This window comes from Paenibacillus sp. Y280 (assembly GCF_056786335.1).
Genome location: NZ_JBXCIW010000018.1, coordinates 1 through 14,270 on the forward strand (window position 1 = coordinate 1; position 14,270 = coordinate 14,270).

19 protein-coding genes are annotated in these 14,270 nt (G+C 42.4%); 4 read left to right on the plus strand and 15 right to left on the minus strand.

Going from position 1 to position 14,270, the window contains the following annotated elements; translation table 11 throughout:
* Positions 1-256: 256 nt before the first annotated feature.
* The 4 genes from AC1TPC_RS20040 to AC1TPC_RS20055 all read right to left on the minus strand — a co-directional run bounded on the left by AC1TPC_RS20040 (position 257) and on the right by AC1TPC_RS20055 (position 3,407).
* Complete coding sequence (locus AC1TPC_RS20040) at positions 257-964, minus strand: YHYH domain-containing protein (RefSeq protein WP_482068570.1); 708 nt, start codon at positions 962-964, stop codon at positions 257-259.
* Between the two features lie 350 nt (positions 965-1,314).
* Complete coding sequence (locus tag AC1TPC_RS20045) at positions 1,315-1,623, minus strand: helix-turn-helix domain-containing protein (protein ID WP_482068571.1); 309 nt, start codon at positions 1,621-1,623, stop codon at positions 1,315-1,317.
* A complete protein-coding gene (locus AC1TPC_RS20050; RefSeq protein WP_482068572.1) occupies positions 1,616-2,206 on the minus strand; it encodes a hypothetical protein in 591 nt (196 codons plus the stop codon). The genes AC1TPC_RS20045 and AC1TPC_RS20050 overlap by 8 nt, the downstream gene beginning before the upstream one ends.
* A gap of 25 nt (positions 2,207-2,231) precedes the next feature.
* Positions 2,232-3,407 (minus strand): DUF3560 domain-containing protein, encoded by a 1,176-nt coding sequence (locus AC1TPC_RS20055; RefSeq protein ID WP_482068573.1) that lies wholly within the window; start codon positions 3,405-3,407, stop codon positions 2,232-2,234.
* Positions 3,408-3,842: 435 nt separating this feature from the next.
* Here AC1TPC_RS20055 and AC1TPC_RS20060 point away from each other — a divergent pair, with 435 nt between their 5' ends.
* The gene (locus AC1TPC_RS20060; protein WP_482068574.1) at positions 3,843-4,085 is read left to right on the plus strand and encodes a hypothetical protein; all 243 of its coding nucleotides are present in this window, start codon (positions 3,843-3,845) and stop codon (positions 4,083-4,085) included.
* Between the two features lie 198 nt (positions 4,086-4,283).
* Here the strand turns inward: AC1TPC_RS20060 and AC1TPC_RS20065 are convergent, their stop codons facing one another.
* The 6 genes from AC1TPC_RS20065 to AC1TPC_RS20090 all read right to left on the minus strand — a co-directional run bounded on the left by AC1TPC_RS20065 (position 4,284) and on the right by AC1TPC_RS20090 (position 9,820).
* On the minus strand, positions 4,284-4,742 hold the full coding sequence (locus AC1TPC_RS20065; RefSeq protein WP_482068575.1) for a hypothetical protein: 459 nt from the start codon (positions 4,740-4,742) through the stop codon (positions 4,284-4,286).
* Between the two features lie 44 nt (positions 4,743-4,786).
* Positions 4,787-5,092, minus strand: coding sequence for a hypothetical protein (locus AC1TPC_RS20070; protein WP_482068576.1), 306 nt, complete (start codon positions 5,090-5,092; stop codon positions 4,787-4,789).
* A gap of 1,150 nt (positions 5,093-6,242) precedes the next feature.
* Positions 6,243-6,800 carry a hypothetical protein gene (locus AC1TPC_RS20075; protein ID WP_482068577.1) on the minus strand — a complete coding sequence of 186 codons (558 nt, stop codon included), beginning with the start codon at positions 6,798-6,800 and terminating at the stop codon, positions 6,243-6,245.
* Positions 6,793-7,311: a hypothetical protein gene (locus AC1TPC_RS20080; protein ID WP_482068578.1), complete on the minus strand. Its 519-nt coding sequence runs from the start codon at positions 7,309-7,311 to the stop codon at positions 6,793-6,795. Before AC1TPC_RS20080 ends, AC1TPC_RS20075 begins: the two co-directional genes overlap by 8 nt.
* A 103-nt stretch (positions 7,312-7,414) precedes the next feature.
* The gene (locus AC1TPC_RS20085) at positions 7,415-8,920 is read right to left on the minus strand and encodes a DNA cytosine methyltransferase (RefSeq protein WP_482068579.1); all 1,506 of its coding nucleotides are present in this window, start codon (positions 8,918-8,920) and stop codon (positions 7,415-7,417) included.
* A 36-nt stretch (positions 8,921-8,956) separates the two neighbouring features.
* Positions 8,957-9,820 carry a hypothetical protein gene (locus AC1TPC_RS20090; RefSeq protein WP_482068580.1) on the minus strand — a complete coding sequence of 288 codons (864 nt, stop codon included), beginning with the start codon at positions 9,818-9,820 and terminating at the stop codon, positions 8,957-8,959.
* Between the two features lie 259 nt (positions 9,821-10,079).
* Here AC1TPC_RS20090 and AC1TPC_RS20095 point away from each other — a divergent pair, with 259 nt between their 5' ends.
* Positions 10,080-10,364 carry a hypothetical protein gene (locus AC1TPC_RS20095; protein WP_482068581.1) on the plus strand — a complete coding sequence of 95 codons (285 nt, stop codon included), beginning with the start codon at positions 10,080-10,082 and terminating at the stop codon, positions 10,362-10,364.
* 71 nt (positions 10,365-10,435) lie between these two features.
* Here AC1TPC_RS20095 and AC1TPC_RS20100 read toward each other — a convergent pair whose 3' ends face one another.
* The 4 genes from AC1TPC_RS20100 to AC1TPC_RS20115 all read right to left on the minus strand — a co-directional run bounded on the left by AC1TPC_RS20100 (position 10,436) and on the right by AC1TPC_RS20115 (position 11,585).
* On the minus strand, positions 10,436-10,639 hold the full coding sequence (locus AC1TPC_RS20100) for a hypothetical protein (protein ID WP_482068582.1): 204 nt from the start codon (positions 10,637-10,639) through the stop codon (positions 10,436-10,438).
* A gap of 62 nt (positions 10,640-10,701) precedes the next feature.
* Positions 10,702-10,977: a hypothetical protein gene (locus tag AC1TPC_RS20105; protein ID WP_482068583.1), complete on the minus strand. Its 276-nt coding sequence runs from the start codon at positions 10,975-10,977 to the stop codon at positions 10,702-10,704.
* A 90-nt stretch (positions 10,978-11,067) separates the two neighbouring features.
* On the minus strand, positions 11,068-11,328 hold the full coding sequence (locus AC1TPC_RS20110) for a hypothetical protein (RefSeq protein ID WP_482068584.1): 261 nt from the start codon (positions 11,326-11,328) through the stop codon (positions 11,068-11,070).
* A 68-nt stretch (positions 11,329-11,396) separates the two neighbouring features.
* Entirely contained in the window at positions 11,397-11,585 is a 189-nt protein-coding gene (locus AC1TPC_RS20115; protein ID WP_482068585.1) for a hypothetical protein, read from the minus strand.
* Positions 11,586-11,614: 29 nt separating this feature from the next.
* On the opposite strand from AC1TPC_RS20115, the gene AC1TPC_RS20120 reads away from it, so the two are divergent.
* Entirely contained in the window at positions 11,615-11,890 is a 276-nt protein-coding gene (locus AC1TPC_RS20120; protein WP_482068586.1) for a hypothetical protein, read from the plus strand.
* A gap of 157 nt (positions 11,891-12,047) precedes the next feature.
* Here AC1TPC_RS20120 and AC1TPC_RS20125 read toward each other — a convergent pair whose 3' ends face one another.
* Positions 12,048-12,341: a hypothetical protein gene (locus tag AC1TPC_RS20125; RefSeq protein WP_482068587.1), complete on the minus strand. Its 294-nt coding sequence runs from the start codon at positions 12,339-12,341 to the stop codon at positions 12,048-12,050.
* 898 nt (positions 12,342-13,239) lie between these two features.
* On the opposite strand from AC1TPC_RS20125, the gene AC1TPC_RS20130 reads away from it, so the two are divergent.
* Complete coding sequence (locus tag AC1TPC_RS20130; RefSeq protein ID WP_482068588.1) at positions 13,240-14,136, plus strand: ATP-dependent DNA ligase; 897 nt, start codon at positions 13,240-13,242, stop codon at positions 14,134-14,136.
* Positions 14,137-14,270: the final 134 nt, after the last annotated feature.

Genomic DNA, 14,270 nt, shown 5'->3' on the forward strand with positions numbered 1-14,270 from the left:
CGGTACGTTTGAGTGGCCAAAGGGACGCGAAGGTGCCGTCACCGTCTCTTCCCGCGAACTTCGCTGGCTGCTAGACGGACTTGCCCTAAGCCAACGGCATGCGCACCCGCAAGTCACAGCAAACACGGTTATTTAACGAAATTTTATTTCTTCTTCATAAAAAATACACTCCCTAAAGCATCATCAGTTTCCCAGATGGGTTTTTCTAATGTTTACTTGAAGGAGTGTATTTCACAAAGAACGGCGGGTTTTTAACTTATTTTATCGAAACATACAAATTAAAATTATCGATGGAATTTATTTTTCCATTAGTCCAATTTAAAGCAGAACGTAATGGAATGTAGTAATATCCATTAGCTTTAACAGCTTTAACACCAGTAAATTTGCCATTAAAGAGAATCTTATTATTAACCTTAAGTATCTTTATATTAGTTTTATTTTTTTTAAGGTTAATATCTCTTGCTTTATCAAACTCAATACTATAACCAGATGCTTGTGAAAAATCTCTAACAGAGATATAGGTTGTATTTTTTATGCTGATTAATTGAGTATTAAGTGATTGGTAATTGTTATTTACGTATAAACTTAAATTTAAGTATGTATATACTGAACCATTTTCAGTGTAATAATTACAATCCCAAACTCTTTCATAATAATTGGAGTATGTATCACTCGACTTGTAAACATCTTTAACCCTTTTACAATGCGGGGCTGAAGGATATACATTACTTATAATTTTTTCTTTAGTTATTTTGATAGATGTGCTTGATGAACTAGATCCTGAGCTACTTGATCCCCCGTTATGATAATGATAACCAGTACACAAACCCTTTGCTTGTGATTTTGCGGAACAATTATGTCCTCCGCTACTATCGGTACGGCCTGAATGCGCTAATGCTAACGTAGGCATAAACAAGGATAAAATCAAAATACATGAGACGATGATAGCTAAACTTCTCTTCACAAAATAGCCCCCTAGTAATATTTTCTTTCTACTACTATACTAAAGCATTTTGGAAAACTTATGCAACAATAGAATTTACAACAATAACGTTAAGCCGTAAGCGTCAAATCCAGCCCACCTTCAACGTCCAAACCATTCATGAGAAAATGAAGGCAACCCAATGAAGGAGGTTGCCACAATCGTCGTAATAGGAGTGACACTCTCATTTTATAATTGGACCTTATACAAACCAGCTAAACGCGACAGCGTTTAGCTACCGCTCGCGGCCGGAACGGACGCGCCCGGCCTACGTTGTGCTGAGGAGCAGCAGAATGTAGACCGGGCGCGATTTGGCCAAAAAAAACGCCAACCTAGTAGGCCAGCGTTGCTGCTTCTTCATTAAACGAAACATGAATATCTTGTAGCTGCAATACTCGGAAAACGCGATCCAAAACATCTTGGCTCACATTTCCACTCGCTTTTTCAATCATCGAAATACGGGCTTGAATCGTATCCGCTTTTTCAGCGAGCTCCTTTTGCGATAAATTGAGCTGCATACGCCGTGCATAGACAATATCTCCAATGATTACCGAGAAGCTCTGGAGGTATTCCCGTACTTCTGGAATCGCCATTGCTTCCTGCTGTAGCGCTTTAAAATCATCACCAAGTCGTTTAGTCAATTTGACCATCTCCCACTAAGTTAAGTTGGTATTTCTCTGGATGAGTCAAAAAATCGGTATACATGTTTTCAGTTTCCTGAACAACACGCTCAAATTCAGAATCAAATGTCCTGTCCTTCACAACTGCTTTAACGAAAAATAGAATTTGCTGCTCATCCCATTGCTGTTCAAAGAATACAGCCCTGAATGCCCCTATCCCCTTCCAGTTAACACGGAATTCAATCAATGGTACATGATTGCGTAATTCTTTTACCAGCATGATGGTATAAGGAAGTCCATCTTCCCGATGTGTCTTAAAATAGGTTTTAAAAGCCTCCTGTAAGCCGAACCGCTCTAAAAACTGTAATCCGCGAATGATAAGCATGTACAACTGTAAAATATCAGCGTCCTGCTGCCCCTTCAATCCAAGTTCCCGTATCAGATCAAGAACCTGCTTTTTACCCGTTTTAGGGTCATTCATAAACTCAATTACTGTATTTATCATATCGTATATGATATGAAAGTGCAAGTGATACACCTTCATATCTTTCCTCCCTTCGTTTGTATCCCTTTTCCTTTTGAGATCTGCTTGTATGATGCTCATGCCGATTCCCTTCCATGGATGACTGTTAAACTGCGCTGTTATATTTGTATAGATACCAATCATCATGATTTACTACAAAATTGTTATTTCTATCTTGTTTAACTGTACGCCTCTCTTGTAATCCTATTTTAAATTTATTAATCTGAGGGATGTTGTTTTCTATCAATATTGGTTTGATTGTCACGCTTTTGTCCGTTTTTTTAACAACTTGGAAAGCTTTAATAATTTTATTACTATTAATAGCTGTACGAATTACAATATCATCTACCTCAAAAGGATTAACTGCTTCCTTTTTCTTTTCCATCCATCCCTCTGGAATTTTCATTTCCTTAATTTCAGCATAAGCGTACTTTAGAGTGTATGGAACAACATCGGGTTTAACCTCCACAGTCTTTGGATTCGCTTTAACTACTGTATCCCATCTACCGCGAATTTTAACGAGATAACCAGCTTTTAGATTATCCTTATTAAATTGAACGCCGCCGATCTCGTCCATTTTATTATGGAGAAATGCAAGTTTATCTACTTCATATTCCATTTTTTCTAATAGCGTTTCCATGTATGCTTCGTTTTGAGTCTCTTCTGCTCGAACCATTCGACGCTCGTATTCACGGATATTTTTATTACATTCTTCAATTCTGTTACTTAAATATGATCTATTCTTAAATTTACTCATACTTGCTGTTTGTTCTGCTGTTTCAGCTTTATCACGGAAATATTCACTCTTACGGTACTCTTCAAATCCTTTATGGTAACGGTCATACATTTTTTCTCTATGACGTGCAAACCGTTGACTTCCTGCATGTCCTGCAATAATCGGTTGCGTAAAAAATGAATTATCACCGCGCATACTGTTTAAGCCGGATTGCAGGTTTTTTGCTCTTGTCACTGCATTGTCCGCATACTTCTCGAAGCGCTCAATACTTGCTTCTGCTTTTCCCACTTGTCTTTCTACTTCCTCAGCATAGGACAAGCGCTCTCCAGTTTTACCGCCATCCGTAAAGCCTAGTTGTTTAGCTACACGGATAGCTGAATAATGATTATTGGTTGAACGGGACACCCACGCTGAACGTGAACCAGAGAAGAGATATGCACTTTTTATTGATTTTTTCTCATCAGTGGTTAGCGCTTTAAACTCTTCTTTAGAGAACTGCAATTCAATTTTAGAAGTTTCGCGATTTAGAATATATTGTTTAGTCATTATAATTTCCTACTTCCTTTGAATGTTTTTTTGCTTGTTTCAAATGCACTTACCCGTATAAAGTTCGCAAAAGTCCTTTACGTGGCGGAAAAAATTCCTTCTATCGATATCAAATCGTATGAGATTCTTACATGACAGCCTTACTCTTCGTAATAACAACCACTCCGTCGATCTTTTTCATCCTAATCATTCCTTTTGATAAATTTTTAGTTCTACCCTAATATCCGGTATCGTTTGCCGGCCTAGCCCGAGCGGCGATGAGCGGAAATCTTAAAGGCCTTTCTGGTGAAACAAGCAGTTGGCCGCCGCTGGCGATCTGCAAAGCGTATGGGGTTTTCAAAGAGCTGAATATCCTTCTAACGTAGCCGTCATAGCCCGATTTGCTATGAAGGTTCTTGTCGTGCAAGGGTATGCCCGGAGGGATGGCGTTCTCGAATGAGAAAAGCCACCCTAGCAGGACAAGGTTCTAAATGGCAGGCTAGGATGACGGATGCGTTAGGGGTAAGGATAGCGGTTGAAAACATCCAGCAGCTCAGCAGCCTGCGGCGTCCGATCATTGCGAAGTTCACCGGTGCTTTAATCTTTAAGGAAGGGTGCCAGAGTGTAGCGGCAGGCATCCTGCCTGCATTACTACGGCGGTCTTTATTGGAGCAAAGCGGAAATAAAGGCTACAGCTAAGTACATGCCTTTTTTTGTAGTGGTTTACATCGAGGATATACATCGTCCGGTCAGTGACGAGCAATTGGCTGGTGATTTTTCAGGCAGCGGTCGCCACTGGCCAAAATGTAATAAGGGGTCACGTCCACGCGGACGAGACTTCCATTGCTATAAAAAATAGCCCACAGATTTGATCTGCCGGCTATTACGTTTTTATCATTATTTAAGCTCCCTCATGATTGCAGTAATCGGAAGCCAGTAAAAACCAATTAATGTGCCATTTTCGATGCCAGGTATATTCCACGAATAACGACCTCCTGGAGCGAAACACCATTTGTTATGGTCTAAGAAGGGAGACTGTAGATCCATGTAAGGACGTTCATCTAAGGTGTAATACCCTTGTTCATCCTCGCATCGCTTAATCTGTTCATCCCACTCTAGGGACTCGAGAGAGAGCGTGGCTATATCGCTCCGAAGAATATCCAAAAGAGGAATTTCATTATTATCGAAAGTGAAATCTATGACCTGATACTGCTTATCATCATAAGTGAACTGCTTGCCTTCTACTTTCGTATTGAATGTTTCAAAGTATAGAAGATCCCTGTCTGGATCAAGGTTATTTAAATGGCTAACCAACTGTTCTAATAAGAGATAAAAGGGGATCTTATTTGTCTTCATTTTCATTGCTCCTCATATTTAGAATTTGTTTGATATCTTTCGATTTAATACGCATTTTTGCCTTCCTCCCAATTTATAGGTTCTTCACCGTTCATACGATAGTTCCAAATGAGTTCTTGATAGACGCATGCAGCGACACCATAACGAGACTTAACAATGATGGCGTAACCGTCATCTGTTTCTTTTTCAATCCCTCCACCGTCGTAACCATGGGTGACCAAATATTCGGCTGTAAACGTTCTGGCGTAACGCTCAGCCTCGCTTCGATCTTCCGTCATGAATAAGCTCTCCAAATAAAGTAGACCTTGATCTACAATGAAGAATGAATATACGATTTGCCCTTGCTTCATTTGAATCATCTCCTTGTTTCTTCAACCTCACGCGCAGTCCGCACCATGAAGCGCCGGCAATGCAAGGCTGGACGAATGGAACAAGGGATGTGAGACGGGCGACTAGTCCGCTCTCTGCTCCCGCCGTGGAATGGTCTTCGTCCACCCCGCTAGGGGCTCGGCCTTGCATTGCCATAGGCGCGGAGTGGTAAGGTCGGAGCGTGAGGTTTAAAACCATATCGTTCAAGAGGAGATTTGAATAAATCTCGTTACCTTTCCCCAGGGGCTTATATATAAAATTCGACTGCAGGCAGCATACTGTCCCGAACTCCTGCAGCGCTATCTTTTAGCGTGGATCTACTTAAAATATTTGTATCTATAAAACAAAAAAAGACGCTTATATGCGTCATTACCTATTATTTATTCACTTATTTTTGAAAAGCTTAGCGAAGAATCCTGGTTCCTTCATATTAGGATTACAAATTGTACAACCATTAGTGTTATGTATGATGTTTTTTCCCTGCTCGAGTTGTTCAAGGCAATAAAGACTAAAGATTTGATGCGTTTTAACATAGTGTTTTATGAACGCTCCTTCGGGTACAATATAACCCTTCTGGTTACAAACTTCACAATAGGAATCTATTAAATTCACACGAATCACTCCTGATCATATTCATTTGGTTATATGTTTTAACATCGGGCCACTTTATTCAAGCCTTACTCCCATGTACTTTCTTTTATTGTATACTATTTGAGAAGACCATCATGAAATGGAGTGTTGAGATGAGCGCTTGTATGGAGTCTGATGTTAATCATAATTTTATCGTAATTTGCGAAGTATGTGCGAAAAGATTAGCTCATTTTCATGAAAAAGCAGATGTGTATTATGAGAGATTCCAGCTTGCTTGTGATGCAGGACATGAAAACAATTTTATAATTAAAACTCAGGATACATTAAGATCGGAAATTTTGGATAAAAAGTCAGAAGAGACATTGTTATTTTTTAGAATCGACACACACGGAAATGAGATCGAGTTTTCACATTACAACCACATGTGTTGTTATTGATTCCTTCAAGTGTTGCTTGCTGCAGCCGGCTACGGAAGTGCTCGCGTTTAACAAGTTCCCTTCCGTAAGCCGCTTTGTAGTAGTTTCTCCGTTCCCATAATGATTATGATGCCATTAATTCAAGGCTTGTGAAATATCTGCAGTTATAGGCCAATGCATCTAGCCCTTCCATACCTGCAGGAGCCTTACGCTGCCCCTTTTCATCAATGATGGATCCGTACATTCTCCCAACACTCCAGCCTGTTGAGTCAGCGGAGAACCAGGGGAAACAATTTAAGAGCATGCTGCTTCCTCCAAGAAAATGAAAATTCTGCTCAGGATACAACTTAAATATTCTTCGGAATACGTGCTTTCTCTTCTTTTCAGAAACCCCTACGCTTCCCCCGATCGCAATGAGTGTATGATCTTCTTTAATCAAACTTTCCAACTCTCGAAGGCTGCTTCCAATATGCCAAATTTCTATAGGGTTCAATCCGGCCTTCTTCATGATGTTTGCGTTTCTCTTACTTGCTGCAGCATCATTCACTACATCCAAATTCATGAACCCATAAATGACATCCTGGTGCTCTATAATAAATTGTATATATGCTTGCAGTTCTATTGGTTCTATATTTTTCCCTTTCTTATTGGCTTGCCATTCCGTAAATGCGCCACTAGCCACTATCGAGAAGCACTTTAAGACCTAACCTTTCCACATGTTTTTTCCATGCCTTTCGATTACGAATATGAATATAACTCATTAAAACGAACCTCGCTCCATTAGCTGCAGCTATCTCTAAATCTCGTTTTATCCGGTCTGTTCCAGCAAAGAAGTATCTAATACCGCGAAGCGTAAGACGCAGCATGCCTTTTGCCGTTTTTGAAATCTTGCCTTTGTCACCGAAAATTTCAATGATGATTCCAAGTAGTGCGCTATTGGCTCCCTTCGTGAATTGCTCCAGATCAAGCCGTGTTACGGTTCTTGTGTAATAGGTTAGCTGAATGGCCGCTCTTATGACGCTCAACTTTAAAGACATCGATCTCTTACTGGTCATGGTCCGCAGGTAAATAGATAAATGGGTCTTACCTACATACAAGTTTGCCTTTCCGTTTGCGGTAACAAACTGCTTCTTTTTTTCTATTTTCCGAATGAAAGAACGTAAAGTAGATCTTGCATCAATTTCATACATCATGCAGAGTCCTCCTTGATTTTATTTTTAGGAGAGTGATAGTTCCTCCTGCAAGTATTGTTATTTAACAAGCTAATCACTCCCCTCTTTAAGTTCGTTCTATTTCTTAATGCACCAGCTGCAGCTCTTCATTCTTAGAAAATGGATTCACCCATAATCCGGTGGTGCCCATCGTCCAAGCGTTTACGCTACTGGCCATTAATGCGACCATGATAACCTCTGCCCACGCTTTTGCTGATAACGGAGGTACTGCATTCCCAATTCTCTCGCGCTGCGCTCGTTTGTCATTGCCAACTAACTGAAAAGGTCTACCGTCCGGTAACGTGGGATTAAAACCTTGAATCATTGCCATCTCGTACGTTGTTACAGCACGGTGCCAAGTTCCATCCTCTGACAGAACAACATATTGACCACGTTTTTGGCTCGCCGGAGTTAACGTATAATCCAGGAGTGGAACGAGCTCGTTCGTCCGTTTTACGATTTGATAAACGCCATCGAATTGCTGCAGATAATCCATGACTCTGGGATCTGCAATACATAGTGCGCCGTTACTTGGGCCAGCTGCTCCGGTGATCGTTGGAGCCGTTTCATCGAAACGGTGCATTCGGTACAAGTTTGCTTTGCAGTTCGGGTTTAGTTTAAGACGCGGATCCGCTACAGCTGCAGCTCCATTGCTTCCCGTAATTTTTGCATTTCCAATCACGGTATGACCTGGCTTATTCCAATCTTGGACACCATAAGCACCGGATCCACGCGGTGTATACTGTAGAGCATAGTCATTATGGTTCTTCTCATTGAGGCAACGCCAATCCTTGCCAGCATCAATCAGGGCAAGTCGTACCGAGCTGATAAACGCGAGCTTGGGATACACATGTAACGGTCCGCAGGATGGATCATTAGGTAGTGGCAAAGGACCAATCACATCTCCAATGCTCTTCAGCTTTTTTGGTTCTGGCAGATATACTTCAGCCGACATTTTCGGTATGTAGCGAGCAACTAAGATGTATCTCTTTCTTTTCTCCCCGAGTCCGCCGACTACTCCGCAGTCGAAAATCTCTTCACGCAGCGCATATCCGGCATTCTTAAGCTTGTTTTTTATTTTGCTCAAGATAGCTTTGCCTCTCGTTCGGATACCAGGTACATTTTCCATTATCATGAATGGAATAGGATCATCTTCAAATGCTTCTAAGTAGAGCTCGGTTTCCCTTAATGCAAGCTGATTCAGTGCCTGATATTTTTGTGACTTGGAATTTTTATTTGAAAGTAAAAAACTAAATCCCTTGCATGGAGCTGATGAGAATTTCACATCCGGCGTTTCTCCATCACTTAAGTCATAAATATCTGCAGCCGTTAGCTCCCGCCAATCCTCTGGCGGTTCACATCCATGAAAATCCCGGTACATACTCCTTGTAAAGAAATCCAATTGCACAGCGCGGGATCCGGTTATATTCCGGAAATCTTCGCACGCATCCGCGTCAGAGTCTGCGCAATAGAGCGTTCTACATCTACCAACTGACCCGCCCCATTCTGCCATTGCATCCTGAAAGCCTAACGCGCCACCCCCTAGCCCCCCAAATGGAAAGACCGCAGTAAATTCCGTTTTAATTTGCATGTTATCTCCACTCCCTTTCCCGAGTAATCTCCATGTTTATAGTGATTGCTGAACGGAGTCCCAATCTGCATTCCCCTGTTTAATAGCTATAAACTGCGAAGGATAAAGTGTATGGGTCTTCTCCGCACCTTCATCTGCATAACGGACAGCTGGCATGGTTGAACCAGCGTTATACTGCACCACTCCCTCATGCATGGAATGCCTAATGACAAAACCATCTTGATCGATTTCTTGCGGTAACATAAACCTAACCCGAGTGTCACCCGAACCATATTTTAAAGCCCCTTCATATTTCCCAAAGAAGAAATGCGGTCGGTTATCATTAGGGACTACGCTATTTTTTAGTTTTACTTCTAGTGCGATTGCCATCTGCTCGAGCACATTCCCATACCGCGATTCGCCTTCTTTAACCAGCTGATGATTCCAAACAAATTCCCTCATGCTTACTCGGCTATAGAGGGGGATATCCATGTAGTGAACATATCGATCTTCATTCCCGATCCTAATCCGGAGGTGCGTTCCGATCGTCAAATGAATATCGTTTATCTTATTGAAAATTCCACGCTGAGCAGTCAACATTTTAGGGTAATCAGCCAAGACACGTTCGGATAAAGTGGAGCCTCTGTGAATGGAATAATAAATGGCCTTCTTATGAAAATCTCGTTTGGCCAGTTCTGGACTGCGAAACTTACCTATCCATCCACCTTTATATTTTTTCCCATCTGGCTCTATCAGCTCGAACATCCCTTTTGACTCGCCTTTTGCATGAGGATCCAGCTGAGCGATCCACGTTGGATCAGATAAAAACTGTGATAGTGTCATTTCTTCCGGTCGCAAACCTCGCGTGTTGAAGGATGCTATCGACATCTCACCTGCAAAAAAATCCATTGTCACTTGCATATATCTACCTCCTAGATAATCGTTGTAATATCACGAATTCCCCCTAATATCCGGTATCGTTTGCCGGTCTAGCCCGAGCGGCGATGAGCGGAAATCCTTAAGGTCTTGCTGGTGAAACACAGTTGGCCGCCGCTGGCGATCTGCAAAGCGTATGGTGTTTTCAAAGAGCTGAATATCCTTCTAACGTAGCCGTCATAGCCCGATTTGCTGTGCAGGTTCTTGTCGTGCAAGGGTATGCCCGAAGGGATGGCGTTCTCGAATGAGAAAAGCCACTCTAGCAGGACAAGGTTCTGAATGGCAGGCTAGGATGACGGATTGCGTTAGGGACAAGGATACAGCGGTTGAAAACATCCAGAAGCACAGCAGCCTGCGGCGTCCGATCATTGCGAAGTTCACCGGACTCTTTAGGGGCTGGATGACGGAATGGAATGCAGGCATGCTGACCTGCTTTTCCGATTTTTCTCTTCAGAAATGGCCAGAGGCCGAAGTCCAATCGGTGCCCCGCGCCGTTTTTATGCGGGGCTTCCATTTCAATAAAAAATAGCCTTCAGATCCGATCTGCTGGCTATCAATCATGCCTATAGAGAAGTTCAATTTCGTTTTTTTCCTGACGCCTCATGCGGTTATCTGAGTCGGGATTAAAATTTTACTGCGATCATACTCTTCATCGTTGTCCGTTACCCTGATTAGCACCTCTTCGTCAGAGCAAGTAACGGAGATTGTTTTAAAAACACCAATCCAGTTCTTAACATCCACCTCTTCGCCTTCTGTTTTTAAAATGACCTCATCACCGTGTTTAACAATTATCTTTTTCGTCATCTACTTTCCCTCCAGTTATCTATTTAGTGAGCCGAGTAATCTATTAATGGCGAAATCCGTTCTTAAGCTGCTTGGGCTACTGCCTCTAGCCGAGCAATACCTTTTTCCGTCGGGGCGTACAATGTCACGAATGGTCTTTCAACCTCGACTATGAACGCTGCGGCAACCAGCTCAGCTACTACAGCAGTAAACTCATCATCATTCAATTTTTCATCCAGCTCAGAAAATTTCATATCATAGAATTGCTCCCAACATTGACGATTAGTTGGTTCACGATCAGCAAGATCCCAAACGAAAATCATGGCCTCAAATACCTTTTTAGCGATTGCTTTTTTCATATAAAAACCGCCTTCAATTCTTATAGGTGGTAGAACTCTATTCTTTCAGGATGGGCTTACTAGAAAACGGACGAACCCATGCTGCCGGCACTATAAGCCTTTTTCACAAAAATGTTCAGTTGTGATGACTTCGACCATATTGGAGCGTTCCACAAGATCCGGCATATCTTTCTTCCAATCCGTTGCAGCTTTCATTTCCTTGTGGAAACTATCACAAATCTCGCTAACTCCCTCCAAGCCTTCAATGTTTTGTTCCCAGCACTCGTCGCCGTCCCAAACTCGACCACTTTTCACAAACATCTTAATAACTCGATTCGCATATTTCCGAACAACCTGTTTCATACTCGCCATTAAAAAAACCTCCAATATAGTAGTGTCAAATTTTAAATGCTATAGATACAAAAGACCCTTCAGGCCCCCTAATATCCGGTATCGTTTGCCAGTCTAGCCCAAGCGGCGATGAGCGGAAATCTTAAAGGTCTTGCCGGTGAAACAAGCAGCTCGCCGCCGCTGGCGATCTGCAAAGCGTATGGGGTTTTCAAAGAGCTGAACATCCGTATAACGTAGCCGTCATAGCCCGATTTGCTATGCAGGTTCTTGTCGTGCAAGGGTATGCCCGAAGGGATGGCGTTCTCGAATGAGAAAAGCCACCCTAGCAGGACAAGGTTCTGAATGGCAGGCTAGGATGACGGATGCGTTAGGGGTACGGATGCAGCGGTTGAAAACATCCAGGAGCACAGCAGCCTGCGGCGTCGATAAGCGCGAAGTTCACCGGTGCATTATTCTTTGGGAAGGATGCCAGAGAGAAGCGGAGGCATGCTGCCTGCCCTGCTTCGAAGGCCTTGATTGGAGCAAATCGGAAATGAAGGCTAGGGTGAAAAACCCATCACGGTTTTTTATGAGTGGTTATTGATTGTCTCGTAGTTTAGTTATGCGATCCTCATTAGCTGGGAATTCAAGCAAACACGTTTATTTCGTTAGATTAAACGGTTATACTAAAGAAAACCCCGCCGGGTGCAACCAGCAGGGTTTCGGTGACAGTCGGAGCGAACCGACTTTTACGACGAGTATTAAGCTTGACGATTTTTTTGTTTGCTTTTTCTTTTCATGTTTCGCTTAGTTTTTCGAGAAGTGACCATTTGCTGTGTAGCTGGGGTCTCTTCTCGCTTTTTTTTAGGTTTACTTCTTTCGCTTTTAAGCATCTTTGGAGCAATTACGCTCACTGTTTTAGCGAAATGGTGCAGAACATTGGCATTTTCTACTAACCAGTCCATTGCTTGAGCTAAATCCATTGCTTCGTCCTCCTCTCTATTGTTCTTGTTGGCTTGTCCTTCGTAGCGACTCATTAAACCCTCAACTTGCATCACCTCCCTTCTAGTGTAGACACTACCTTGCGAACGCTCACATTTCAGTACGATTCGTATCGGATATACAACCTTTAACCTGTAGAAATGCGATTCGTCAATCCTCCTACTATGAATAGTGCCTGTTCGTGCGTTATTTCACCTGTTTTGACCACTTTCCCATTGCTACATGTACCTCGTCGCTGTTCATGGTCCCATATTGTAGCTCATCTCTCCTTTCCTATTTAAAATAACTTCCGATTGTCCTCCGAATAATGCTGTCTTCTTTTCCACACTGTAGTGTAGGCACTACCTTGCGAACGCTCACACTGCACGATTTGTATATACAACCAGTAACCTTTAGAAATCCCATTCGTCAATACGCCTACCATGAATAATGCCTGGTCGTGCGTTATTTCATCTGATTCGTCAACATACCGGCACTCATCCTTGGTGGCGCTCTCCATTGCTGCTTGGCTTATACAAAAGTTTCTGAATGCTTAACAATTGATGCGCTGGATTCACCTTGTCGCTGTGCACGGTCCCATTTTGTAGTTCGTCTCTCCTTTCCTATTAACATAACTTTCGATTGCCCTTCGAATAATGCGCAGCTTAAGAGCATGACATGATTGGCTTCCTTGCTGCCGGGTACCCGCGGTTGCGGCGTGAAGCAAAGCAAAAACGCCAAATGGAACCGAGTGTTCTTCTCGGTTCGCTTTAGCGTTTAGTGGGTGGTCTACTGGGGGATCCAAAACATAATCTATGCTTGGCTAGACTTGATCCATGAATAAGAACTTGTGATTTACGCATCCTACGATTGGACATAATGAAACATGTACATAATTCTCAGCTTAGCCAATGATTCCATATACAATTAGGCAAAGCACCATGATATGTTTATTATGGAGGGTGATGCCCGATGATGTTGAACCAGCCTTTAAAACCGATGCTGCTACATCCTTTGCAGCCGAACCAGATAAAGAATAACTGGAAATCCAGCTTGAAATGGGATGGCTTTAGATCGTTGATTCATTATGACAATGGTAAGGTTAGAGCATTTACAAGACATGGTACGGAAATCACTTCACGGTTTCCGGAACTGATGAATATAACTCTTCCCGTGAAGACAGCGATCCTTGACGGTGAATGTATAGCATTTGATCTAACGCAGCCTGAAGATCAACCACCTAAATTGTGGTGGGACGATGCCATGGCCAGATTCAATACAAAAAAAGAATCTGCTGTAAAGCAAATAGCCACAACACTAAGGGCTCATTTCCCCTTGTGGGATATCCTTTATTTAGATGGTAAGTCAATGCTGGATAAGAGCTTTATGGAGCGCAGAGATGCCCTATCAACGATAGTACAACCTTCAGAGATCCTTTCTATAACCCCAATATATGATGATGGCCAAGCTCTATTCTTAAATGCGAAGGAGCTTGGATTAGAGGGGATCTGTCAATATAATCCGGATGCCCCCATGCTCTTAGATAAGCGCTCTAAAAACGTAGTAAAGATAAAGGCTTATCAGTACTTGATTTGCCAGATAGCGTCAGTAAGGCTTAAGGGCGGATTTGGCTGGGGATTAACGGTCAATGATGCGTATGTAGGTGTGATGGAGTTCCCACCTAGCTCAGATGTGATTCGTGCATTTAATCAAATAGCCAAGCAGCTCGTTCGCGGCGAAAATAAAGATTGGCGCTTTCTTGAACCGGTAATAAGTTGCAAAATAAAGTTTCAGTGCTTCACTAAAGATGGAAAACTGCGATCCCCGAAATTCGAGGAGTTCTATTTTAGCCGGCCGACTACGGCTTAACGATTTGGATGAGGATACTTGCTCTGCTCCGTCATGAGTTGGGCAAACTTTGCATAGGCTCGTAGTATAGAGTTTTTTTAAAAAGACAAATATAATAGTAAAAAGGCCCTCGACCGAGGTGAGATTCGGTCAAG